The sequence below is a fragment of the Winogradskyella sp. J14-2 genome (assembly GCF_001971725.1).
Taxonomy (GTDB): Bacteria; Bacteroidota; Bacteroidia; order Flavobacteriales; family Flavobacteriaceae; genus Winogradskyella.
In genome coordinates this window covers 1,511,303-1,537,051 of record NZ_CP019388.1, presented here as the reverse complement: position 1 = coordinate 1,537,051, position 25,749 = coordinate 1,511,303, and the positions used below count along the sequence as shown (strand labels likewise).

Sequence of the window (25,749 nt, the reverse complement as noted above, 5' to 3'; positions counted from 1 at the left end):
AAATTATTATGAAGAAAAAAATATTAGTTATTGATGACGAGCTCACAATGACAACGCTTTTAGAATTCTTTTTAGGAAATAACTACGAAGTGGTTTCAGTATATTCAGCCAAAGAAGCTCTGAATTGGTTAGACGCAAATTTACCAGATTTAGTCATAAGCGATATTCAAATGGAAGATATGGACGGCTTTGAGTTTTTAAAACAATTTAGATTAAGGGGTTACACTAAACATACGCCAGTTGTAATGCTTTCTGGTAAAGCCGAAAGTAAAGAACGTGTAAAATGTTACCAATTAGGTGCCCAAGATTATCTAACAAAACCATTTAACCCAGAAGAATTGGATGAGGTTGTAAAGAAAAATCTATATCCAATTCATTATGCAAGTGCTTGGTAATTAATTGTAATCATTCAAAAAAAATCAAAACCATCAAGTTATGAAAGTACTTTACGTAGGAAACGATTTAGAATTAATCAATCAGTTAAAAGAAGAAAAAAAGACAGCTGTTATCGTAAAACGAAATGGGTTAGAAGCTATCAAGATACTTAAATCTAGCACAAAAATAGATGTTGTAGTTTCAGATTACGAATTAACCGGAAACAACGGCTTGTTTTTCTACAATAAGCTAAAAGAAGAAAACCTCGCAAAAATTCCATTCATTCTTTTAGTAAAGGAATACAATCAAACGGTATTTAAAAAAGCATTTCAGGCTGGTGTAAACGACTTTTTTGTACTTACAACAACGTCTAAAAAACAAATTACTGAAAGATGCCAGGTTTTAGCAAAACAAAATTCTGAAACTAAAGTTGAGAACGGCAAAATAAACGCTAAAGTATCTTACAAAATTCCGTTATCAAAACGCATCTTTGATGTTGTAGTAGCCTCATCAATACTTATTGTATTATCGCCATTTTTGTTAGTAACTATTCTGGCTATTCGATTAGAATCTAAAGGGAAAGTTTACTACACTGCAAAACGTGTTGGTAGAAAAACCTTTGATTTTTATAAGCTGCGTTCTATGAAAGAAGGCTCAGATAAATTATTAAAAGAGTTAGCCGCCAAAAAAAATCAGTATAGCAACACTTTAACTGAAAATGAAGATTTAAAAGAAGACCAACCGTGTCCTGAATGTGCAAAATTGCCAGAAGGTTATTATTGCTCACCGTTAAAATATGCTGAAAATGAGAAAGTTTGCGACTATATGTATAATTATCGCAAAGAAGTGGCTCAGAACAAAAAATCTAGTTTCATCAAAATTGTAGACGATCCAAGAATTACAAAAATTGGTAAGGTTATAAGAAATACAAGTATAGATGAGTTGCCGCAGTTAATTAACGTCATAAAAGGTGATATGTCTTTAGTAGGTAATAGACCATTGCCAGTTTATGAGGCAGAGTGCTTAACCAAAGACCAACTGTCTAAACGCTTTTTAGCACCTGCTGGAATTACAGGAATTTGGCAAGTAGAACTTAGAGGGAAAGGTGGCAATATGTCTGAAGAGGAACGAATAGCATTAGATAATAAATATGCTGATTATTTTACAGGTAACAACTACTCATTTTGGTTTGATATAAAAATTTTGCTTAGCACCATACCTGCATTATTTCAGAAAAGTACAGTATAGTTTTATTAATTTGACTATTGTTATATAGCTACTATTTCATGGTGTTGAAATGGTAGCTTTTTTATTTAAATACGTCTAAAATAACTTAGTCATAACATCTTACCTGCTCATCTATACTTACCGTTCATCCATCGAAATATAACAGAATTCGCCCTATCGGTAACGTAAGTTTGTATCAAATTACAACTGGTCTAACAAAGACAAATGTTTAAAATTATGAAACAGATTTTTAAGATATCTAAGGTGCTTTTAACTTTCTTGTTGACTGCCAAATTAGCTTTCGCTCAAGATTCTATCGTAGATGCAAATCAAACAGAATCGTTTAAATTGTTAATACCAGAGCTCGAAGTATTAATAGATTCTGCATTAGCAAATAACGGCATGTTAGGGTATAGAAAAGATGAAATTGAAGTAAAAAAGGCCAACCTAAAATCTAAACGTCGTAACTGGACCAGAAATTTTGGGATACAGGCAGATACCAGATATGGTAATTTTAATAATTTCTCTAATAACGTTAGCGGTAATGATGTTGTAACGTTGGCAAGTGCTACAACACAGACTAACTATGGTGTTGGGTTATATCTTAAGATACCTGTATTTGATATTTTCAATAGAAAATCTGAAATCAAACAAGCTAAAACAGAAATTTCTCAAGCCGAAAATTTGGTAAAATTCCAAGAGTATGAGATTAGAGAAACTGTTATACGCTTTTACGAGGATTTAATTCTTAAAGAGCAATTATTAGAAATTCAGGCCATTAATCTTAGCGATGCTAAAGTCAATATGGAAATGGCAAAAAAAGAGTTTACCAACGGACAAATAGAAATTTATGAGTATATCAGAATTTCTGACATCACAGCTGGTGTTGCTACTGAGTTTGAAAAGGCGAAATCTAACTTACTTCTCGCTAAAAAACTTCTAGAAAACTATACAGGTATTCAAATCAACTAATGTCTTAAACACAGCAAGATGAAACCAATTGATTTTATAAAACTTATTCTAAAGCACAAGACTATTCTAACAGTTGTACCCTTAATTTTTGGGTTGCTGGCCGTATTGCTTACCATTAATCCAAAACGAAGTTACTACTCAGAAACAATGTTGTACACTGGTATTGCTTCAGGTTCGTCTATAGAAATGGACAAAACATTTAATTATCTGGCAGCCAACAATGCGTTTGATAACTTGATTAATGTTATAAAATCTAGAGATACGCAAGAAGAAGTGGCTATACGGTTGTTAAGTCAGCATTTATCCCTAAGAAAACCAAATCATAAATTTATTTCAGATGAATCTTATGAGGCATTGATGGAAATACTTCCAGAAGATTTAAAAAGCTATTTGGCAACTAATAAAAACCTAGATGAAAACGGAAATTTAGATTACGAGACAACCGTCTTATACTTAACCGAGTTGATGAACAGCGACAACTCTAATTTTGTGTATTCGTTGTTGAGTTTTGATGATCCACATTATTCGCTCGAAGCCATTTCTAAAGTAAAGGTTGAGCGTATTTCTTCTAGTGATTTGGTAAAATTAAGCTACGAAATTGACGATCCTGGTATTTGCCAACAAACCCTAAAAATATACATTGATGTTTGTACAAAAAAATATAAAGATTTAAAGGAAAATGGGTCTGATACCGTGGTAAAATATTTTGAAGCACAACTTTCAGAATCTGAAAAAAAGCTGAAAGCGATAGAGCAAAAGCTACTAAAATTTAATCAAGATAACAATATCATTAACTATTACGAACAGAGTAAAGCAGTTGCTATTGTTAAAGAAGATATGGATGTGGCCTACAAAAAAGGAATGGCGCAATTGGCAGGGTCTGAGGCTTCTGCGCAGCGATTAGAACAAAAGTTGGCAATACAAGAGTTAATTCAACAAAAAAATAATGCCATTGTAGATAGCAAAAAAGAATTGGGCGAACTTAACTATAAAATAGGAATGTATGCTGCAAAATCTAGTAATAACGAAACATCAAAACAACATTTAGAAAACCTTAAAAAGCAGGCAAAAGCACTTCAAAAGGAAATTAAAACTAATGTAGATGAGTTGTACACTTTTCAAAACTCAACCGATGGTGTTCCTATTAAAAAAGTTTTGCCAGATTGGGTAGACAAAACAGTAGAAAGTGAAGATTTAAAAGCAAAACTTTCTGTGATGAATCAACAAAACAAAGCTATTGAAAAACAATTTGCTACCTACGCACCAGCTGGTGCCAACCTTAAGCGTATAGAACGCGAAATTAATGTGGCAGAACAAGAATATTTAGAGATTTTACATGGACTTAATTTGGCAAAACTAAAGTTTCAAGATGCACAATTGTCTAGTAATTTAACTGCTGTAGATCCGCCTTTTTATCCGTTAAAGCCAATGCCGTCAAAACGAAAAATCATTATTATAGCCATAGTTTTTATCACCGGAATTATAATACTGGCTACCATTTTGTTTATGGAATTTTTTGATGATACCTTAAAAAATGAGCAAAAGGCTTCAGAAAAATTACAAATCCCATCAATTGGTATGTTGCCAAAGCTTTTTAGAGCAAAACCTCATTTAGATTTGGTAAAAATGCAAGACCGATTAATGGATTTTGTGATGCAAAATTTTCATCAAAATTTTAAGGCGCAAAATAATACCAAAACACCAAAAATTATTACGGTTTTTAGTACCAAAAGTAACGAAGGTAAAAGTGTGATTACCGCAAATATTGCTAAACGATTAAAAGCTTCTGGATACTCAGTTTTAGTATTAAATCATTCAAATGAAGATAAGTCTAAAACAAGTGTTTCTAAATCACCTTGGTTGTATAAATTTTTAGGGTATCAAGATCCGAGAATAGATTATAATCATCCGTTCTTATCACAAACAACAGCTGGTTTAAGTGCTTCAGAATACTATGTTTATAACAAAAGTATAGCTTATAGAGATGTTAAAAATTATGATGAATTAAGCTTTGAAGTATCAGAAAAAAACAACCAAAACACAGATTATATTTTAATAGAATTACCAAACTTAATCGAGTTTAATTACCCATCAGAATTAATAGCAAATTCAGATTTGGCATTACTAGTTTGTCGCTCTAACCGTTTATGGACAAAAGCAGACCATAATATTCTAGACCACGTAAAAGGATTAGTAGGTGAGAAGATTAAATTCATCATCAACGGTGTAGATATTAAAGAAGTTGAAACGGTTTTAGGTGAATTACCTAAACAACGATCAAAAACTAGAGTTAGAATAAAAAATATGTTCCGTTTTCAGTTTTTCACTAGCAACCATATTTAAGAATGAAAAAACTAATACATAGACTAATTAGAGAAGATAACTTTTTATCCTTGTCAGGAAACCTAGTTATCGCATTACTCGGTTTTGGCGGATTTGCACTGTTGGCAAGACGTTTAGACACCGAAGAATTTGCACAATGGGTACTGTTTATCTCTGGTGGATCATTAGTAGAAATGCTACGCTACGGTATTACCAACAATGGATTGGTTAGATTTTTATCTGGTGCTACAGATCAAAACAAAGAAAGATTTATTGGTGCAAATGTTGTTATTAGTGTTTTTGCCACATTGATAATAGCAACCTTATTAATTACAATAAAACTAATATTTAGCAATGCGATTAATGGGTCGTCTTATGCGTTATTTTTTAATTGGTATCCTGTTTTGGCGTTTTTAAATTTACCGCTAAACAATGCGCTTGTAGTACAACAGGCTAAAATGAAATATAATAACATCCTTTTTATTAAAGCCTTAAGTAGTGGGTTGTTTTTTAGTTTTTTGGTGGTAAATACACTGGTTTTAAAACGTTCAATTTTAGAAATTACAATTGTTTTTTTAGTAATTAACACCTTAACGTCTTTGGTATGTATTAGAAAATCTTGGGATGGTTTATTACTATATAAAAAAGCAAATAAAGCCACTTTAAATACACTGCTCAATTTTGGAAAGTATAGCACATTCACACTAATTGGTACAAATTTATTGCGCAACGCAGACATTTTAATTATAAGTATTAGTCCTTTTGGTAGTACGGCTGTAGCTTTGTTTAGTATTCCTTTAAAGTTGACTGAAATACAGCAAATACCGTTGCGAAGTTTTACCGCAACAGCATTTCCAAAAATGTCAAAAGCGAGTTTGGAAGGAAAACCTCATCAGGTTAAAGAACTCTTTAATGTGTATTCTGGCGCCATAACCTATTTGTTTTTTGCAGTGTCGCTAGTCACTTTTATTTTTGCTAAAGAATTTGTAATTCTCATTTCAGGAACACAATATTTAGATGAAACCATTACAGGAATAAACATCGTTTCAATTGTAAAAATACTATCCATATATGGTGTGTTATTACCAATCGATAGAATGACAGGAATTGGTCTTGATAGCATTAACAAACCTAATATAAACGCTATAAAGGTGCTTGTTATGTTGGTGGCAAATATTATAGGTGATTTGGTATCAATTTACGTATTTCATTCTATTGAAATGGTCGCCGTATCAACACTGGTTTTTACAACCGTTGGTATTGTGGTTGGTGCCTATTTTCTCAATAAAAACATTAAAGTTTCTGTAGTCGAAATTTTCAAAAGTGCCAATTTGTTTTACAAGAATTTATGGTTTAAATCTAAGCAATTTAGAAGAAGATATCCTGATTTATAAAAGTTGAGATTAATAGCAATGCTATAAGCTACACTATAAAAGTTGTAGCTTTTTTTATAGGTAAAACTCAAAGTTATAAACGTTAAAACGGCTTCGTCAATATTAGGTTTCTATTCGTCTACACTTAACGTTCACCCATCGAAATCTAACAGAATTCTCTCTGTCTTAAAGCTATGTTTGCAGTGTAAAACAAGCAGTAAGCTAGTTTTTTTAAAACATAAAATGAACACCATAAAAAATCATACAAATCCCTTTGAAACTAATTCTGGTTCTATGCGTATTACAAACCTAAATACCGTAATTACAGTGGTTGGGTTATTAAGCGTTTTAGGGCTTATTATTATAAAGACCGAGGTTTTAGGATTTACTTTATGTATGGGCTTATTGTTTGTAACAGCTTTGGTTTACACTGTATTTAAAACACCTAAAGTTGGTATTTATCTACTTATCATTTTAGGCTTTTTTGTTACAGGTGCAGCTAGATACGTTGTAGCACCTTGGGGATTAACTATAGACGCTGTTCTTGTACTTATTTATGTGGCTTTATTTTTTAAAGGATTTGCAATAAAATTACCGTGGATTAAGGCAAAATCTAGCTTAACTCTAGTTGTTAGCATATGGATGGCTTATGTGTTTTTAGAATTAGGCAACCCAGAAGTGTTAAGTAGAGAAGCCTGGTTTTATGCAATGCGAGGTGTTGCTTTATATCAATTTTTGGCCATTCCGTTGCTGTTTATGCTCTTTAATAAACAGAAAGATTTAGATAATTTCTTCATTATTTGGGGCATTCTTTCGGTAATAGGAACTTTAAAAGGCCTGCAGCAATTCTATTTTGGTGTAGACCCTTTTGAGCAGCGTTGGCTAGATCAAGGTGGTGCAGAAACACACGTGCTTTTTGGCAAGCTTAGAGTGTTTTCATTCTATTCAGATGCAGGACAATATGGTGCTTCACAAGCGCACGCAGGCGTTGTGTTTGGCATTTTGGCAGTATTCAAAAAGACAAGTTTTAAACTTAGAGCATTTTTTATTGGCGTAGCAATGGCTGGTTTTTTAGGGATGCTTATCTCTGGAACACGAGGCGCTATTGCTGTGCCTGCTCTAGGTGGTTTTATGTTTTTAATTCTTCGAAAAAACATTAAAGTTCTTGTCTTGGGTGCCATTTTAGGCATTGGTGTTTATGTGTTTTTTGCGCATACAACTATTGGGCAAGGTAATGCTGAAATTAGAAGAATGCGAACAGCTTTTGATCCTAACGAAGCATCGCTACAAGTACGTTTGGCTAATCAAAGAAAACTTAAAGGTTATTTGGCTTCAAGACCTTTTGGTGGCGGACTAGGTGCAACAGGAAATTGGGGACAACGCTTTACGCCACACAGTTTTTTGGCCAATACAGCAACAGATAGTTGGTACGTGATGATTTGGGCAGATACTGGCGCAGTAGGCTTAGTGTATTACTTGTTTATGCTGTTTTTTATTCTCATTTCTGGTGCCAGAAGTGTGATGTTCAAAATAAAAGATAATAATTTAAAAGTCCAGATTACAGCGCTTACCTGTGGCATGGCAGGTATAATGATGGCATCTTACGGAAATGGTGTATTTGGACAAATGCCATCAGGTATTCTTATGTACGTAACTATGGTGTTTATGTTTATTTCACCGCAATTAGATAAAAAGAAAAGTTTAACAAACGCATAAAATTTTAAGTGATGAATTATAGAAGTATTAACGATTTAAATGAAACAATATTAAGGAAACTTCACGTTATTCCGAGAGATATCGATTTGGTGGTTGGCGTACCAAGAAGTGGCATGTTACCAGCTAATTTATTGGCGCTTTACCTTAATTTACCTTATACAGATATTCACTCTTTTATTAAAGGTTTTGTATATAAAGCTGGTGCAAGAAAGCAATTTTTTGAAACTTCAGAATATAAAAATATTTTGGTAGTAGATGATAGTATTGCTTCAGGTGCTGCGTTGGCAGAATGTAAAAAAAGTTTAGAGCATTTAAACGTAACATTCAATTTTAAATATTGTGTGGTTTATGCATCACCAGAAAAAGAAAAAGCGGTAGATATTGCTTTAGAAACGGTTGCGACACCACGTTATTTTCAATGGAATATTTTTAACCATTCAACTTTAGATAAAGCGTGTTTTGATATTGATGGTGTGCTTTGTGTAGATCCAACAAAGGAACAGAATGATGATGGACCAAAATATGTTTCGTTTTTATTGAATGCTGCACCATTATACATTCCTGGTAGTAAAATTGGGACTTTAGTGACTTCAAGATTAGAAAAGTACAGAGCAGAAACCGAAACTTGGTTAAAAAATCACGGTATTAAATACGATAAATTAGTGATGTTGGACTTGCCAGATATGAAAGCAAGACAAAAAGCTAATTGTCATGGAAGCCACAAGGCAAACACCTTTAAAAACAGTAAATACAATCTGTTTGTAGAAAGTGATTTAAAACAAGCAATTGAAATTAATAAGTTAACCAAAAAGCCTGTTTTTTGTACTGAAAACTTCAAAATGATTTATGAGTCAGAATCTTTGACTTACAACATCAAAAGCGGAAAATATCTTCCGTTTTTAAGAGAAACAGCATTGCAATTAAGAGCACTATTCCAAAAGCTGAAAAGCAGAGAATTATCACTAAAATCTAACTAATTATTCAACCAATTAAAGTCAAAACCAATGGAAATTCTCAACCAAATATTTAGCTACATTTTACAGACTTTAGAAGTTGCTTTGGTAATCTATTTCGCTATATCGTGCTTGTATGTTTTGGTGTTTGCTATCGCAGGACATTTTTATAAAAAACTTAAACAAGTCACTTACGATAAACTTAATAAAATAGCAGTGTTTATACCAGCGTATAAAGAAGATTCAGTGATTGTTGATGTGGCTAAAAAAGCCTTGTTCCAACAGTATCCACCAAGCTTTTTTGATGTCATTGTCATTGCAGATTCATTACAAAATGAAACCCTAAATAATTTAAAAGAATTACCACTTAAAGTAGTTGAAGTAAGTTTTGAAAACAGTACCAAAGCCAAAGCTTTAAATGCTGCAATGAATGGCTTGCCAAAAACGTATGATTATGCCATAGTACTTGATGCGGATAACATTATGGAACCCCATTTTTTAACCAAAATGAATACAGCATTTAACAAAGGTTATAAAGTGGTGCAAGCACATAGAAAAGCTAAAAATCTAAATACGTCATTTGCCATTTTAGATGCAGCTAGTGAAGAAATAAACAATCACATTTACAGAAGAGGTCACAGTGCATTGGGCTTATCGTCTGGATTAATCGGGTCGGGTATGGGATTTGAGTATAGTTTATTCAAATCTATTATGAAAACTGTAAAAGCTGTTGGTGGTTTTGATAAAGAATTAGAGTTTGAATTTGCTAAACAAAACATCACCATAGAGTATCTTCAAGATACAGTGGTTTTAGATGAAAAAGTTCAAAAATCTTCAGATTTTTCTAAACAAAGAAAACGTTGGTTGGCAACACAATTTATATACTTAAAACGTAACTATAAATTAGGATTTAAAGCTCTTTTAAAAGGCAATATAAACTTCTTTGATAAAGTGTTCCAAATGGTTGTGCCACCAAGAATTTTGCTTTTAGGAATTACAACAATTTCAACACTTATCTATTGTGTTTTAGATTTCGGTCTTGGTATCACAACATTTGTTTCTAGTCAGTTTTGGTTAATCAATTTTGGACTTTTAGTAGCTGCATTTGTATTAGCGCTTCCAACATCTTTTTATAATTCGGCAACGCTAAAAGCTATGATTTCTATGCCTTCAGCGTTTTTTAGAATGTTTCGTTTGTTGTTCAACTTAAAAGGTGCAAACACCAAATTTATTCACACATCGCACGGTGTAATTAAAAGTTAAGATGATGAGAATTGGTATAGAGGCACAGCGATTATTTAGACCGCATAAACACGGAATGGACAGAGTAGCACTTGAGTTAATTAAGAATTTGCAAGTGTTGGATAAAGAAAATCAGTATTTCATTTTTGTAAAACCAGATGAAGACCATACCGCAATTGAAGAAACTGAAAACTTTAAAATTGTTGAAATTGAAGGCGGATTGTATCCTATTTGGGAACAGGTTAAACTGCCAAAAGTGGTAAAATCTTATAACTGCGATGTGTTGCATTGCACAAGCAATACAGCGCCATTAAATGCGAAAATTCCATTAATCACAACACTTCACGATGTTATTTTTAAAGAAGGCAGTATACTTAGCCAACTGACCACTAGTGCATCGTGGTACCAAAAAATAGGAAACCTATACAGACGTTTAATTGTAGATGCTGTTGTAAACAAAAGCCACCAAATAATAACGGTTTCAAATTTTGAAAAGCAGAATATTTCTAATGTTTGCGGTTTGGATGATTCAAAAATACAAACCGTTCATAATGGTGTAAATGCAAGTTTTACAACTGAAATTAGTGCGTCTAAAAAAGATAATGTTAGAAAAAAATACAACCTTCCAAATCAGTTTTTGCTACATATAGGAAATACAGATCCAAGGAAAAATACAGCACGAGTTTTAAAAGCATTTAATAGGTATGTCAATACTTTATCTAAAGACACAAAACTTGTTTTAGTAGGTCTTGATAACACAAAACTGAGCATCATTTTAAAAAATTTTGATTTAGAAAATGAATTAGCAGATAAAATTGTATTAACCGGATATGTTTCAGATGAAGATTTACCAGTAATATTTAACCTTTCAGAAGTGTTTTTATTTCCATCATTGCGTGAAGGTTTTGGAATACCGATTATAGAAGCTATGGCTTGTGGCGTTCCTGTAATTACTTCAAACACATCTTCAATGCCAGAAGTTGCTGGCGATGCAGCGTTGTTGGTAGATCCAAATAATGAGAAAGCGATTTTTGAAGCAATTCAAAAAATTCAATCAAACAAAATTTTTAAAAATGAATTGGTTGAAAAAGGATTGAAGCAATACCAATCATTTTCTTGGGAAAATGCAGCAAAAAAAGTGTTAAACATCTATCAACAATTTAACCACAAAAACATTTAGGAATTATGATAAAAGGAAGAGATATAATTATTGTCGGCATTCAACCTTGGGATATCGAAATTGGTAGCAATTGTAAAAATATTGCAACAGAATTTGCAAAAGATAATCGCGTGCTTTACGTCAATCCACCTTTAGACAGAATTACGAGATACAAGCAAAAGCATAAAGAAAGCATTCAAAAACGTATAAAAATCTCAAAAGGACAGCAGTCTGATATTGAAAAAATAGATGAAAACTTATGGAACTTATATCCAAAAACATTAATCGAGTCGATTAATTGGGTGCCAAATCATCAGCTTTATAATACCTTAAACAAACGCAATACAAAACGTTTTGCAGATGATATTAAAAAAGCTGTAAGTCGTTTAGGTTTTAAAGATGTGCTGTTATTTAATGATAGTTCGATGCTTTTAGGGCTCCATTTAAAAGACTATTTACAACCAGAATTATATACGTATTATGTAAGAGACAATTTGGTAAAAGTGCCTTACTGGAAAAAACACGGTGAGCAGCTAGAACCAAAAGTGATAGCAAGCGCAGATGTTGTGGTTAACAACTCAGAGTATTATGTAGACTACACTTCAAAATATAACCAAAATAGCATAATGGTTGGCCAAGGTTGTGATGTTACAATGTTTGATGATTCCGAAGGAAATATTCCTATTCCAGAAGAATTTAAAACCATTAGCGGACCAGTAATTGGCTACGTAGGTTCATTGACCACATTGCGATTAGATATAGAATTGATAGCATTTATCGCAAAACAAAGACAAGACTGGAACATTGTTTTAGTTGGGCCAGAGGATGAAAACTTTAAGCAATCTAGCTTGCATCAATTACAAAATGTTCACTTTTTTGGCAACAAACCAGCAGATCAATTGGCGTCATATATCAAAGGGTTTGATGTAGCTATAAATCCGCAAGTCGTTAACGAAATTACCATTGGAAATTACCCAAGAAAAATAGATGAATATCTAGCGATGGGAAAACCAGTAGTAGCAACAAAAACCAAAGCAATGCAGATGTTTAAAGACTTCACCTATTTAGGGGAAACTAAGGACGATTACGTAACACTAATCGAAAAAGCTTTAACAGAACACTCTGCCACCAAAGCAAAACAGCACATTGAATTTGCCAACAAACATACCTGGACAAACAGTGTAAAGGATATTTATATGGCAATGGAAGCAACTTTAAAAAGCATATAATTATGGAATTAGCAGCAAAAATAAAATCGAATACTACACTTAAACAATTAGCACATTGGTCAATTTTAATTCCAGATCAAGCACGACCAAGATTATGGATTAAATGGTTTGTTAATCCATTTATTCATAAAAGAGGAAAAAAATCGTGCATAAGAAAACGTACCAGATTAGACGTTGTTCCTTGGAATAAATTTACGCTTGGCGAAGCATCTACCATTGAGGATTTTTCAGCTGTAAACAATGGCGTAGGCGATGTAATTATTGGTGATAGATCGCGTGTTGGATTAAGCAATACCATTATTGGTCCTGTAAAAATTGGTGATGATGTAAGGTTGGCGCAAAACGTAGTGCTGTCTGGTTTAAATCATAACTATGCTGAAATTGATAGTCCAATTCACGAGCAAGGTGTATCTACAAAACCTATTGTTATAGAAAACGAATCTTGGATTGGTGCAAACGTAGTGATAGTTCCAGGTGTTACCATTGGCAAACATTCTATAGTTGCAGCAGGTAGCGTTGTGACTAAAGATATTCCTCAATATGCTGTTGCTGCTGGTAATCCGGCAAGGGTTTTAAAGCAATATAATTTTGAAACTAAAACTTGGGAAAAGGTAAATCACAAATAATTAAGCCAACTTAAAAAGCAGTCTACCGACACTAAATGGCCATTAATCTAAGCTGAAAGTCGCATTAAAGAATATTAAAAAGTCACCGCAAAAAGTCAGCTAATTTTACTCAAAAATCAACGTTATGGAAACTCTAAAAATACTATTCTGGATTTTACTATTGATCATTTTTTACACCTATGTAGGTTATGGCATTATCTTGTATGTAATGGTGAAAATCAAGCGATTATTTTCAAAAAAAGCCAGTGTCAATACTGTTGAAGAATTGCCAGAAGTTTCGCTTTTAATTCCTGCGTACAACGAAAAAGATTATGTGTTTCAAAAGATGAAAAACACGCAGAACCTTAATTATCCAAAAGATAAATTAAACATAGTTTGGGTAACCGATGGCTCTAACGATGGTACACATTCACTTTTAGAAAACTACGAGAATGTACAGTTGTTCCATAAAGATGAAAGAAAAGGAAAAATAAATGCGATGAACCGAGTGATGCCACATATAAAAACACCAATTGTGATTTTTAGTGATGCAAATACCAACCTTGGCGAAGACTCAATTATGCACATTGTAAACTGTTTTAACGATGAGAAAGTAGGTTGTGTTTCTGGTGAAAAGCGTATTGTAAATAAGGATAGTGATGCAGCAGCAGGCGCAGGCGAAGGTTTGTATTGGAAGTATGAATCTACCTTAAAAAAATGGGATGCAGAATTGTATTCAGCAGTTGGTGCTGCGGGTGAATTATTTGCTATAAGAACTGCGTTGTATAATGAAGTAGAGCAAGATACGCTTTTGGATGATTTTATTATCTCATTAAGAGTTGCACAAAAAGGGTATACTATTCAATATAACCCAGAAGCCTATGCTATTGAAACTGCTTCGGCTAATGTAAAAGAAGAATTAAAACGAAAAATTAGGATTTCAGCAGGTGGCATTCAATCAGTAATCAGATTGCGTTCGTTACTTAATGTTTTTAAATACGGATTATTGTCATTTCAATACATATCGCATCGCGTATTACGTTGGACGATAACACCTTTAAGCTTGCTATTATTAATACCGGTTTCAGCAGGTTTAGCTTTCAATGAAGGACTCAATAATTTTCAATTTTACACAGTGTTCTTTTGGTTGCAAATAGCAATGTATTTGTCGGCTTTATTAGGTTGGTTGTTAGAACATAATGCCACAAGAATAAAAGTGTTATTTGTGCCGTATTACTTCTTTATTATGAATTTATCGGTGGTTCTAGGTTTCTTCAGATTTATGAATAATACGCAATCTGTGAATTGGGAACGCGCAAAAAGAGCCGCTTAATTAAAAATTAAAGATAAATTTTCAGGATTATGTATGTAGGCCTCATTATAGTGTTTAATGATTTTAAAAATGAAGCGCTGAAGAGCAATTTTATCTCATCAATTAATAAACTTAAAGATGTTAAGATGTGTTTGGTGTGCAATAATAGTAGCGATCAGGTTTTTGAAATTCTTTCAGAAATAGGGCATCAAAACGAAAATACAACAGTTGTAAATAATAAACGTAAAAAATCTAATACAGCTTCAGTCAAAGCTGGCGCAAGGTATTTGTACAATCATAATAACTTAAAGTATGTAGGGTATATTGTAGGGTTAAATACTTTTGAAATTTTAGAAGAATTAAAAGCGTTTATAGAATATTACAAGCCTATTATAGAATTTAACCAACGCGAAATGGCTAATCAAAAAATTAGGCAGACGTATTATCAAAGCTTGTTTTCTGTTTCAGAAAGTTTAAAAAAAATAAATTTGGAAACAACTTTACGGCTCGTCGATAGTAAAAAGTAAACCACCTAAGGAGTAGGTGTTATCGCAGAATATTCTAGAGAACTGAGCGATTACAATATAATTTTACACCGAAATTAACTCAAAAAATGACTTGTTATGGCATTAAAAATTATGGAAAATAACGGTGTTTTTACGGTGAAAGGCTCACTTAATGCCGAGACTGCAAAACTATTGAAAAACCACATAGAATTACTTTTACTATACTGTGATAATGTGGTAATAAACATTAACGAACTTACGGAAATAGATTCAACAGGTTTTTCAGTTTTAAAGAAATTATCTAATTATTCTAAAAAAGAAAGTCAATCACTTTTAATTACTGGTAATGTTTGTGAGGAACTTTGTGGCAGCCCAAGTACCAATTATGTCGCATAGTGTCTATTAAGAGTTCGAAATAAGAGCAAGCGTAATAACATTGAGATCAGTTTTAATGAAGAATTTGTACAATGGCTATTACGTTAAAATCAAAGTCTCATCGAAAATTGTAAATATAAATTTTAGATGTATACGTAAGAGAAGAAGACTCGCTAAATAAAAAAGTAGCTATTTAGTAGCCTTATAATTCTATATTTGCTCATCTTTAAAATTAAATTTTGATGAGTTTAGAAAGAGAACTTCAAAAGCGAAGTGGAAATCGTTGTGAGCTAAGTGGTGATACAGAAAAATTAGCGGTTTATATTGTTCCTGATGCCAAAGATATGGCTTTGTATGCTTCAGAAACTTGTATAGAACAGATGAACGATGCTCATAAAATTGATGCGAACCATTGGAGATGTCTTAATGATAGTATGTGGAGCGAGCATGATGCTGTTAAAATCATGGCTTGGAGAATGCTTCACAGAATTGATGCAGACTGGACACAAGATTTACTCAATATGTTTTACATTGAAGATGAATTGTTAGAAATAGCAAAAGCATCGGGTGATGGAGTGGATGATGAAAATAAAATTACGCATCGCGATGTTAATGGTGTGGTTTTAGAGCATGGCGATTCAGTTGTGCTTATCAAAGATCTCAAAGTTAAAGGCTCTAGCATGGTAGCCAAACAAGGAACTGCTGTTAGAAATATTAGATTAGATCATGAAAATGCCGAGTATATAGAAGGCAAAGTAGATGGTCAGCAAATCGTCATTATTACCCAGTACGTTAAAAAGATTTAATCTTTTTTTTTTTTATTGAAAAAGTCAAAACTCAATGGTATCATAAAAACTAAAAATAAATAACGTCCAGTTATTAATCCAAATAGTGTTATTCCGGCAAGAATAACCATTAATATTACCTTATATTTATATTTCATGACGTAAAGGTAAATTCCTTATTTATTTTATTCAATATAAAAACCAAAATGTTGCAAATAAGACCAAGTTGCGAAAATTGTAACAAAAAGTTGCCGTATAACTCTAATGAGGCTATGATTTGCACTTTTGAATGTACCTTTTGTAAAGATTGTGTAGAGCTTTTACATCATATCTGTCCAAACTGTGGTGGTGGTTTTGAAAAACGACCTAGGCGTCCTGAAACATTACTCCAAAAATATCCTGTTTCTGCTAAGATAATTTATAAGCCTGTAGACTTTAAGGAGCACTACTCAAAACTAAAGATTAAGTAGTTATTTTTCTTACAATCTATATGTTTGTAAATGTGTTGTTTATCGAAAAAAAAGACATGCAATTTCAAATTATCTAAGCAAAAACACCATTTGTCGAATTTCTGGTGAGTAGAGAATATATAGTCAGATATTAGAGTCATCCCTTAAGAATTAATAGCACCAGATTTACAGATTAATAGCCCTAATTTATTATTAATGATTTAACATTATTTATTATGGATTTACAAATTACCAATTACAACAACCGTTTTCACATTAAAGGGACATTAAACAAATTAAGTCTTAAAACATTTAATTCGCATTTTGCTAATATTTTTGATAGACTTGATAATGTCTTACTTGATATTGAAAGTGTGGAAAGTATTGATAGGGCTGGTGTAATGGCCTTGGCCAGATTGCATAATGAGTCTATTACAAAATCGAAAAAGCTATCTATAGTCGGTTTAGGTTGTAAAGAGCTATATGATCACTTTAAGTCTGAAGAGTCAGCAACCATACAGGTATCTGCAGGTTCAATTGTGGCTGCGTAAACCGCGAGATTAAGATATATTTACAGAAGTGCTCTCTGGTGCGTTTATGGTGACAGATAAGCGACTTGTGAGCACTTTTTATTTAGCAAGACATATCTGCAATAATTTTCCACGCGCCGTTTATTTTTTTAAAGATGATAATGAAAATGCCATTTGCATTGCCAGCATCTCGTTTTAGATGATATTCACCCATTACCCAGTAATTATCTCCTTCGATTTTTGAAATATCATTAATAATAAACTTTAATGTGCCACTTTCAGCTTTGGTGGGATACCCCTTTTTGTAATTGTTTAATGTGTTCTCCCAACCGTAAGTTAATCCTCTGCTACCATAGAATTTTAAAGAGTCGTTCCTCCAGTAGCCATCCATAAAGCCTTTTAAGTCATGATTATTCCATGCCTTTTCCTGAGTGTTTAGTACATCTAAAATTTCTGCTTTATCTCTTTCTAAATTGACTTTTTGTTGTTCTTGATTATTACTGCAATTAAAAAGTAAAAGCGCTAGTACAAAATAGATAAATTTCATTACAAATAGGGTTTTAGGTTTTCCTAAAAGTAATGATTTACAAGTAAATCTACATAAGAGTGTTTTTAAAGCACTCCCTTTTGCTTCTTTAAAAATGCATCAGCTTGATGTTGCATCAACTCTCTAGCTTTTTTACGTTTGTAGTTCATAACCTCTTCTTCATCTGCAATTTCTGTATACACTTTATTATTAATGTCATTATCTGTTTTAACAAGTAGTTGACGTTCTGCAACTTGTTGGCTAACCCAGGATTTAATGACGGTTTCTTGATCTTCTAGTTTGTAGTCGTACTCGCCTTTTGGTGATAAAAGTTTTGCGATAATAGGTGAAGTTTCAATAGCAAGAAACAACAAGAAGATAAAGAAAGAAGGTAACCATGGCAATTTACCTAAGGCATTGACTCTAGCCATTAAGCCATCAAAATTATCAATAATAGGTTGCGATGCTGTAACGTTGGCTTTATAATCGCCTTGTAAAACGATAATTTCATTCTCTAAAGTTGTAATTTTTACTTTGTTGTCGGTTTTTAGTTGTTGTAACTCTGCTAAAGCGGCATCGTGTTTCTCGTGTTTTTCTTTGTAAACGGGTCCTTTGCCAAGCTTCATAGTGCCAGATGTCCCTTCGGCTTCTGTGATATAGGTGTCATAAAGTGCGTTGACTTCAGTTTCTTTAACATCTATTTCATTTTGTAAGCCTAAAATCTGACCTTCTAATTCTGCTATTTTAGGATTGAATTGTTGCGCAATTTGGTTTTGATTGGCAAGTGTTAAATCATTTTTCTGTTCTAATAGTACTTGATTGATCTCCTTTTCAAAAATCTTAAGTTCTAAAGGTTTTGAAATGACTACAGCAATTATCACAGCCAGAAAAATTCGTGGTGTAGCTTGTAGGATTTCATCCAGAACATTATCGCGCTTTTTTATGGTAGAAACGATGTAACGATCTAAATTAAATATGAGTAAACCCCAAATGATTCCGAAAAAAATAGATGTGTATAAATTGTCAAAAACGGTGTAGAGTGCATAGCTCGCTGCAATAGTTGCCATTAATGCTGTGAAAAACACAGTAGCACCAATGCCAGCATATTTGTTTTGCTCGCCATTAGAGCAGTTTTCTAGAATATTGGTGTCTGCTCCCGAACATAGGATAAAGAATTGTTTTAACATAACTGTTTGTTTTGATTGATTGATGATTTGTAACACTGAACTACTTTCAGTGTTTATTAGAACGCTAAAACTTTGATTTTGTTACATTTTTGAGATAAAAAAGCCTCGAAGTTCGAGGCTCTTACATGAAATCTATTTCTTTAATTGAATGATTATAGGGGGAAGTCGATTTTCTTTTTCGTCTTTAATGTCAAATACTGTAATCATGCCTTCTTCAAAGTTTTTAAGATTTTTAATGCTAGTTACTGAAATTGTGTTCCCTTTTATAAAGTCGGTTTTTATTCCTGGTATTTTTAGTTTGAAATTCTTAACATTTCCTTCAGATAAGGTTAGATTTAATTTTTTTAGCTCTTCTTTTGTTAAAGCTATATGACCTTTTATAGGTTCCTTTTCATTGACGTATATTACTGGTGTTTTGTTTGATTTATCTAATGACGCTGACACTAAATTAACTTTACCACTACTATTACCATCATCATCTATAAATTCATAAGACGCTGTGCCATAGCTTACTTTCCACGGACCATTAGAATTGTTAATACTATCTATCTTTTTTTCAGTGTCTCCAGTATTACTGAAAATTTTCCTTTCCTTGGCTTTGGCTTCTTCAACGGTTAATCCAGCGTATAAGTTTAATGATCTTTTTGGTAGGTTAGATTTAGCAATACTTTCATTATAATATATACATGTAGACCAAACATTTGCCTCTTTGAGTTTAGATTGAATAGACTTTGCTAAATCTGCACTTTTATTCTTTTCAATAGCAATTGAAGCCATAACATATTTTCTATGCTCTTCTGTAGATAAATGTTTGTTGAGTTTTTTTACTTTATTATTAATGTTAGTTACTTCAACTTCCTTTCCGTTAAATTGAATATTATTCTTACCATCAATATAGATTTCAATAGGTTGAATTTTATTGGTTTGAGAAACTCCACTAGCATTAGGACCACCTTTAGAAGATTTCTTAGGAAGTTCTGGAGCAGGTGGAGGTGGTGGAGGTGGCGGAATTTCACCATCTCCCTTTTTTACTGTTGGAGTTTCTGGAGTAGGAGGAGGCGGTGGAGGAGGTGGAAGTAATTTAGGAAATGATTCTGCCTTTTCTCTTTGTTCAGGAGTCATTAGTCCTATATATATCTTTTCATATTTCTGATATTCTTTAAAATCAAAAAATGGATACTCATCTCCTTTATAATTACCTAAACCAGATTTTTCAATGGCTTTAGTCATCTTTTTAGCCCAAGCATTGTATTCTGCTATCTGTTGTTTTGACGCTTTTTGTTGTTTGTTAGGTTTCGCATCAAGATTAGGAAAAGGAAATTCAACAGCTTCATTTTTCTGATGTTGAGACATTCTTTTATAAATTTCTGTAAATTTTATTAAGTCTTGCTCGTCAGTAGGTGGATACCATGTAGCATCATTTGAGAGCTTTTTACTTTTTGCGTTTATATTTTTAGCCCAAGCATTGTATTCAGATATTTCTGAAGCAGTTAGCTCTTTTTGCTCTAAAATATCTTCAAATTGTTGCCAGTCATTTTCTTTTGACGCTATTGGTGTTGGAGGAATTAATTGATTACGCTTAATAATTTCTGGCGTGAACTTTTTGTAATTGTAGTATAGAAATTCGTAGGTTCTTACTAACTCTTTAGAATTTATTTTTCTTTTGTTTTCAGATAATGTTATTTCATTTTCATAATCTTCTAATGTTTGTATATAATGACTTATCATTAATCTAACAAATAAATTATAGGCATCTGGTGTTACTAAGTTTAGAACAGAGTGTTCTTTCATTTCTGCTAATTCTGAAATTGGTGTGTAAGAAAATGTTATAAAGTCTGATGCTTTGTATTTTTTTAAGTCGTCTTTAGATATATAGTTTCCATCGACTTTAATAATGTAGTTTTTTGAGTTTTTAGCTTCTTCAAAATGTGCTTCTGTAACATCAATTCTATGATAAGGAATCTCATTGGCATATACCCACTTAATTTTGTTATTATAATCTAATTCAAAAAATCGTTTACTTACTTTACGACCTTGCTTGTCTTTTACTACAAAAAATTGATTTTTATAATAATTTTCTTCTGCTTTCTTTTGTAAGTCCTCACTAATTCGTTCTAGGTCAGGAACTGTTTCATTGGTCATGCCCAATTGATTAACAGCTTGTTTTTGGTTTTTTGGTAAAGAAAATGCCAAATCAACCCAAGCTGTACCTTTCAATCCACTGAGGGTTACACCAGATTGATTAGGCTCAATAGAAAATGCAAACTTATCGGTATCTAAAGTGTTGCCTTCAGAGAAGCCAAAGTCATTAATGATGTAAGGTTTTGAGTTAGGCTCAAGTACTAAATGACTCCATCGACAGCCGTTTTCGCATCTAAGCTCTAAAGTGTTACCGGTTTTTTCTACAAAAACTAAAAATGAGTTAGTTTCAGATATAGGGTTTTCTGTTTTGTCTTTTTCAACGTATTCGCGTTCAGCAAAGCTGTAAAAAAGAATAGCTAAAATTGGTAATACCAATAAGGTACTTAACCAAATTCGGGTTTTGGAGGTTTGTGTTTTCATAACTGTAAATCGTTTTTTGAATGATGAATAATTGATGGCACTCGCTAATTGATGATTGTGAGTGTTTGATGAAAATTGTAATAATATATTCTGATAACTTTTAGTAGTAACACCTTGCTGCAATACAGCGTCATCTGCTAAAAACTCGTGATTTAGTTTTACATGATGTTTTAAAATGTACACCAACGGATGAAACCAAAAGACAATTTGAAACAGTTCTAGCAACAAAATATCTAAGCTGTGCCATTGCTTGGCGTGCGCCTCTTCGTGTAGTCTAACTTCTTCAGGTATTTGGTTGTTTATAAATTGTTGCTTGTTAACAAAAATGTATTTAAAGAAGGAATGTGGTATACGATATGTTTTTAATAATACATAGATAACACTATGGTTACGTTGCTTGTCGTTTGTTGCAATTTGTCTGTATAGTTTAAAAAGGTTAACCGCAAAACGAATTGCAAATAGTGTTGCTCCAAGTATGTAGATAGACCAAAGAATAGTTTCTAAAGTAAGTACAGGTGAGGTCTCAACGGGTTGAGGTATAACTTCTGCTGCTATGGGAATAAATGCAGTTGTAATTTCAAAATCTTGAATAGTAGGTTCTATATATTCAACAATGGTAAGCTGCGGAATTATTAAAGCAAAGGCAAACACACCCAACAGATAAAATCTTTTAAAGTGGTGCATTTGTTGCTTTTCTAAGAGTAGCACATAGGTTAGCCAAAACACTAATAGACAAGCCGAAAATTTCAACAGAAATAGTTCCATGATTACTTACTTTTAATTTCCTTGTCTATAATGGCTTTTAACTCTTCTAACTCTTTTTTGGTTAAATCCGTTTTTCGAGTAAAGAAGGATGCAAACTGGGATGCACTATCGTTAAAAAAAGTTTTAATTAATCCATTAACATGCTTAGAAAAATAATCTTCTTTTTTAACCAATGGATAATACTCTCGCGACTTACCGTAGGTTTTATAATCAACAAAACCTTTTCCAATCATGCGTTTTAATAACGTAGCAACAGTTGTTGTTGCTGGTTTTGGCTCAGGATAGACCTCTAAGATGTCTTTCATAAAAGCTTTTTCTAGCTTCCAGAGGTATTGCATGAGTTGTTCTTCGGTTTTAGAAAGTTCCATTGTTCTACAAAATTAGAATTAACTCTACGAATGTAGAATAAAAATTTTAATTTCAAAACATTTGATTTTCAATTTTTTACATTTCACTATCTTTGAGGTAACTTTTATACGTTATCTATTAATGAAAAAATCTTTACTCCTATTTTGTTTTATTGCCTTTTTAGCATCTTGTGTTAAAGCGCAGTCTATTGAAGATTTAATGAGTCAAGTAAGCACGGTTAATCTTCAAACTAATGTAGCACAGCTTTCTGGTGAGCAGTCGGCAATCATAAATGGGAGTATGCAAACGATACCCTCTCGGGTTCATAGCGCTAATGATTTAGCAGCAGATTATATAAAAGAACGTTTAGAGGCATTGCCTAACCTTAATGTCGAATTTCAGGATTTTAATACAACAGGAAAGAATGTTATCGCTACGCAGTTAGGACAAACCAATCCTGATAATATTTATATTATTTGCGCACATTACGACTCTGTAACAACCTACTGTGCAGATGATAACGCTACTGGCGTTGCGGCAGTTATGGAAATAGCAAGACTCCTTTCAAATCAATGTACAGATAATACCATTGTTTATGCACTTTGGGACGAAGAGGAAATAGGTTTACGCGGTGCTAATTATTATGCACAGCAATCTGCTGACGAAACTAATGGCAATACACGAGATAATATTTTAGGTGTAATTAATATGGACATGATTGGGTATGATGGTGATGCACCTGGTACTCCTGGAGATAATCAGTTTGATATTGATGTTAGAGATATTGCAAATTCAATTGCTATAAAAGATGATTTGCTTAGTATTTTAGGAACTTACACATTCGATTTACACGAAATAGTTGTTAATCCAGGCACCACTGCCAGTGATCATTCTCGTTTTTGGAATCAAGGATATTCAGCAGTGTTAGTTGGCGAGTCTTGGGAAACTAACGATCAAACTCCAGATTATCACACCTCTAATGATAGAGTAGAGGATATTGATTTTCAGTATATGACGGAGTTGACTAAATTAGTGTTGGCTTATACAGCGACCAAAGCAGGTTTAATTGGTGTAGATAATACTATTACGCAAACAGCAACAGCTTTAATATCTAATCAAACTACAGGAACATATCAGTGGTTTAATTGTGATACCAATACACCAATATCAGGAGAAACAAATCAATCCTTCGCGCCTTCCACCAATGGGAATTATGCTGTTGAAGTGACCAATGGAGATTGTACTGAAATAAGCAATTGCGTTAATTTTTCGGTTTTGTCTTCGGAAGAATTTTTGCCTAACGAAATTAAAGTATATCCAAATCCAGTAGATTCAGTCATTAAGATTGATAATTTTACAGAGTCCGAAATTGATATCACAATTAATACTATTTCAGGGAAAGTGATTAAAAAAACAAACTCCCAAAAAGCATATATTGAAATTGAATTCGATAGTACTGCTTCAGGAGTTTATTTTGTAACGATTAAGTCTAAAACTAAAGCTTCAAATTATAAAATCATTAAAGAATAGAGTTATTCGGCTGTTTTTAACTCAGTAAAATACTTATAAAACCAAGGGATAGTTTCAATGCCTTTTAAGTAATTCCAAATACCAAAATGTTCGTTTGGTGAATGTATGGCATCGCTATCTAAACCAAAGCCCATAAGGATTGTTTTGCTTTTTAGTTCTTTTTCAAAAAGCGATACAATAGGAATACTTCCGCCACTACGTTGCGGAATAGGCGTTTTTCCAAAAGTCTCTTCATAGGCTTTTGAAGCCGCTTGATATCCAATACTGTCAATTGGTGTTACATAGCCTTGCCCTCCATGATGAGGTGTTACTTTAACTTTTACAGCATCTGGAGCAATACTTTCAAAATGGGTTTTAAACAATTGTGTAATCTCTTCCCAATCTTGGTTTGGCACTAAACGCATCGAGATTTTAGCATAAGCTTTACTAGCAATAACTGTTTTGGCGCCTTCGCCAATGTAGCCTCCCCAAATTCCATTAACATCTAATGTTGGCCTTATAGAATTACGCTCGTTAGTAGTATAGCCGTCTTCACCATAAACAGCATCAATATCTAAAGCCTTTTTATAGTTGTCTAACGAAAATGGAGCTTTTGCCATTTCTGCACGTTCTTTGTCCGAAAGGTTTTCAACCTTATCATAAAAACCAGGAATGGTAATATGGTTGTTTTCATCATGAAGCGATGCAATCATTTTAGTTAATACATTTATCGGGTTTGCTACAGCACCTCCATATAAGCCAGAGTGTAAATCTCTATTTGGTCCGGTAACTTCAACTTCAACATAACTAAGACCACGGAGTCCCGTTGTAATTGAAGGCACATCTTTAGCAATCATGCCAGTATCAGAAATTAGTATTACGTCGTTTTCTAACTTTTCACGATTAGCAGCGACAAATTTCCCAAGATTGGCACTACCAACTTCCTCTTCACCTTCAATCATAAACTTTACATTACACGGTAGCTCATTATTGGTTGTCATGTATTCTAAAGCTTTTACGTGCATGTACATTTGGCCTTTGTCGTCACAAGCACCTCTTGCAAAAATGGCACCTTCGGGATGTTTTTCCGTTTTTTGTATTAGAGGTTCAAAAGGAGGTGAATTCCATAAATCTAACGGATCTGGTGGTTGTACATCATAGTGACCATATACCAACACAGTAGGTAAATTTTTGTCAATTATTTTTTCGCCATATACAATGGGATAACCGTCTGTTTCACAAATTTCAATCTTATTACATCCTGCTTTCTCTAAACTCACTTTAATAGCATCTGCTGTGTTAAGTACATCTTTTTTGTAAGCTGAATCTGCACTTATAGAAGGGATTTTTAGTAAATCAATTAGCTCGTCAATAAAGCGTTGTTTGTGCTCATTGATATAAGAATTTATGTTTTGCATAGTAGTTATTTGATTTCTAACAAAAGTAATAATAATGAAAGGATTATTTTCTTAATTAAAACCTATTTGAATATTGAAACTATTGTTTATATTTGCAGTCCTTTTGCAGGCGTGGTGGAATTGGTAGACACGCTAGACTTAGGATCTAGTGCCGCGAGGTGTGCGAGTTCGAGTCTCGCCGCCTGTACAGATAAAAAGCCGAAACACTTGTTTTCGGCTTTTTTGTTTTCCATTTTTGATTTTTAGGTTTTTGTTATATAATAACGTATTTCTCACATTTAAAAAAAAATGTAAAACCATTTAG

Annotated in this window: 23 protein-coding genes and 1 tRNA gene; 19 read left to right on the top strand and 5 right to left on the bottom strand. The window is 33.0% G+C overall.

The window, feature by feature from the left end; all coding sequences use genetic code 11:
• Positions 1 to 8: 8 nt before the first annotated feature.
• From BWZ20_RS07070 to BWZ20_RS06990, 17 genes are all read left to right on the top strand, one after another.
• Complete coding sequence (locus BWZ20_RS07070; protein ID WP_076618218.1) at positions 9 to 395, top strand: response regulator transcription factor; 387 nt, start codon at positions 9 to 11, stop codon at positions 393 to 395.
• Between the two features lie 40 nt (positions 396 to 435).
• On the top strand, positions 436 to 1,623 hold the full coding sequence (locus BWZ20_RS15560) for a sugar transferase (protein ID WP_076618215.1): 1,188 nt from the start codon (positions 436 to 438) through the stop codon (positions 1,621 to 1,623).
• A 216-nt stretch (positions 1,624 to 1,839) separates the two neighbouring features.
• On the top strand, positions 1,840 to 2,574 hold the full coding sequence (locus tag BWZ20_RS07060; protein WP_198034976.1) for a TolC family protein: 735 nt from the start codon (positions 1,840 to 1,842) through the stop codon (positions 2,572 to 2,574).
• Between the two features lie 18 nt (positions 2,575 to 2,592).
• On the top strand, positions 2,593 to 4,917 hold the full coding sequence (locus BWZ20_RS07055) for a GumC family protein (RefSeq protein WP_076618209.1): 2,325 nt from the start codon (positions 2,593 to 2,595) through the stop codon (positions 4,915 to 4,917).
• A 2-nt stretch (positions 4,918 to 4,919) separates the two neighbouring features.
• Complete coding sequence (locus BWZ20_RS07050) at positions 4,920 to 6,290, top strand: lipopolysaccharide biosynthesis protein (protein ID WP_076618206.1); 1,371 nt, start codon at positions 4,920 to 4,922, stop codon at positions 6,288 to 6,290.
• 222 nt (positions 6,291 to 6,512) lie between these two features.
• Positions 6,513 to 7,985, top strand: a complete 1,473-nt coding sequence (locus BWZ20_RS07045; protein WP_083677173.1) for an O-antigen ligase family protein — start codon at positions 6,513 to 6,515, stop codon at positions 7,983 to 7,985.
• 11 nt (positions 7,986 to 7,996) lie between these two features.
• Positions 7,997 to 8,962: a phosphoribosyltransferase family protein gene (locus BWZ20_RS07040; RefSeq protein WP_076618203.1), complete on the top strand. Its 966-nt coding sequence runs from the start codon at positions 7,997 to 7,999 to the stop codon at positions 8,960 to 8,962.
• 27 nt (positions 8,963 to 8,989) lie between these two features.
• Positions 8,990 to 10,201, top strand: coding sequence for a glycosyltransferase (locus BWZ20_RS07035; RefSeq protein WP_076618200.1), 1,212 nt, complete (start codon positions 8,990 to 8,992; stop codon positions 10,199 to 10,201).
• 1 nt (position 10,202) lies between these two features.
• Positions 10,203 to 11,360 (top strand): glycosyltransferase family 4 protein, encoded by a 1,158-nt coding sequence (locus BWZ20_RS07030; protein ID WP_083677172.1) that lies wholly within the window; start codon positions 10,203 to 10,205, stop codon positions 11,358 to 11,360.
• Positions 11,361 to 11,365: 5 nt separating this feature from the next.
• Positions 11,366 to 12,568: a glycosyltransferase gene (locus BWZ20_RS07025; protein ID WP_076618196.1), complete on the top strand. Its 1,203-nt coding sequence runs from the start codon at positions 11,366 to 11,368 to the stop codon at positions 12,566 to 12,568.
• Positions 12,569 to 12,570: 2 nt separating this feature from the next.
• Positions 12,571 to 13,194 carry an acyltransferase gene (locus tag BWZ20_RS15555; RefSeq protein WP_042241222.1) on the top strand — a complete coding sequence of 208 codons (624 nt, stop codon included), beginning with the start codon at positions 12,571 to 12,573 and terminating at the stop codon, positions 13,192 to 13,194.
• 124 nt (positions 13,195 to 13,318) lie between these two features.
• Positions 13,319 to 14,506: a glycosyltransferase family 2 protein gene (locus BWZ20_RS07015; protein WP_076618192.1), complete on the top strand. Its 1,188-nt coding sequence runs from the start codon at positions 13,319 to 13,321 to the stop codon at positions 14,504 to 14,506.
• Positions 14,507 to 14,535: 29 nt separating this feature from the next.
• Positions 14,536 to 15,012: a hypothetical protein gene (locus tag BWZ20_RS07010; RefSeq protein WP_076618189.1), complete on the top strand. Its 477-nt coding sequence runs from the start codon at positions 14,536 to 14,538 to the stop codon at positions 15,010 to 15,012.
• A gap of 96 nt (positions 15,013 to 15,108) precedes the next feature.
• Entirely contained in the window at positions 15,109 to 15,387 is a 279-nt protein-coding gene (locus BWZ20_RS07005; RefSeq protein WP_076618185.1) for an STAS domain-containing protein, read from the top strand.
• A 221-nt stretch (positions 15,388 to 15,608) separates the two neighbouring features.
• Positions 15,609 to 16,172 (top strand): PhnA domain-containing protein, encoded by a 564-nt coding sequence (locus tag BWZ20_RS07000; protein ID WP_076618181.1) that lies wholly within the window; start codon positions 15,609 to 15,611, stop codon positions 16,170 to 16,172.
• Between the two features lie 185 nt (positions 16,173 to 16,357).
• Complete coding sequence (locus BWZ20_RS06995) at positions 16,358 to 16,621, top strand: DUF1272 domain-containing protein (protein ID WP_076618178.1); 264 nt, start codon at positions 16,358 to 16,360, stop codon at positions 16,619 to 16,621.
• 215 nt (positions 16,622 to 16,836) lie between these two features.
• The gene (locus BWZ20_RS06990) at positions 16,837 to 17,151 is read left to right on the top strand and encodes an STAS domain-containing protein (RefSeq protein ID WP_076618176.1); all 315 of its coding nucleotides are present in this window, start codon (positions 16,837 to 16,839) and stop codon (positions 17,149 to 17,151) included.
• A gap of 82 nt (positions 17,152 to 17,233) precedes the next feature.
• Here BWZ20_RS06990 and BWZ20_RS06985 read toward each other — a convergent pair whose 3' ends face one another.
• From BWZ20_RS06985 to BWZ20_RS06970, 4 genes are all read right to left on the bottom strand, one after another.
• A complete protein-coding gene (locus BWZ20_RS06985) occupies positions 17,234 to 17,677 on the bottom strand; it encodes a YybH family protein (RefSeq protein WP_076618173.1) in 444 nt (147 codons plus the stop codon).
• 65 nt (positions 17,678 to 17,742) lie between these two features.
• A complete protein-coding gene (locus tag BWZ20_RS06980) occupies positions 17,743 to 18,843 on the bottom strand; it encodes a DUF4407 domain-containing protein (protein ID WP_076618171.1) in 1,101 nt (366 codons plus the stop codon).
• A 132-nt stretch (positions 18,844 to 18,975) separates the two neighbouring features.
• On the bottom strand, positions 18,976 to 22,170 hold the full coding sequence (locus BWZ20_RS06975; protein ID WP_083677171.1) for a M56 family metallopeptidase: 3,195 nt from the start codon (positions 22,168 to 22,170) through the stop codon (positions 18,976 to 18,978).
• A 2-nt stretch (positions 22,171 to 22,172) separates the two neighbouring features.
• Positions 22,173 to 22,538: a BlaI/MecI/CopY family transcriptional regulator gene (locus tag BWZ20_RS06970; RefSeq protein WP_076618165.1), complete on the bottom strand. Its 366-nt coding sequence runs from the start codon at positions 22,536 to 22,538 to the stop codon at positions 22,173 to 22,175.
• 121 nt (positions 22,539 to 22,659) lie between these two features.
• On the opposite strand from BWZ20_RS06970, the gene BWZ20_RS06965 reads away from it, so the two are divergent.
• A complete protein-coding gene (locus BWZ20_RS06965; RefSeq protein ID WP_076618163.1) occupies positions 22,660 to 24,048 on the top strand; it encodes a M28 family peptidase in 1,389 nt (462 codons plus the stop codon).
• Positions 24,049 to 24,050: 2 nt separating this feature from the next.
• On the opposite strand, the gene BWZ20_RS06960 is transcribed toward BWZ20_RS06965, so the two are convergent.
• On the bottom strand, positions 24,051 to 25,445 hold the full coding sequence (locus BWZ20_RS06960; RefSeq protein WP_076618160.1) for a dipeptidase: 1,395 nt from the start codon (positions 25,443 to 25,445) through the stop codon (positions 24,051 to 24,053).
• 105 nt (positions 25,446 to 25,550) lie between these two features.
• Between BWZ20_RS06960 and BWZ20_RS06955 the strand changes: the two genes are divergently transcribed.
• Positions 25,551 to 25,632, top strand: a tRNA-Leu gene (locus BWZ20_RS06955).
• Positions 25,633 to 25,749: the final 117 nt, after the last annotated feature.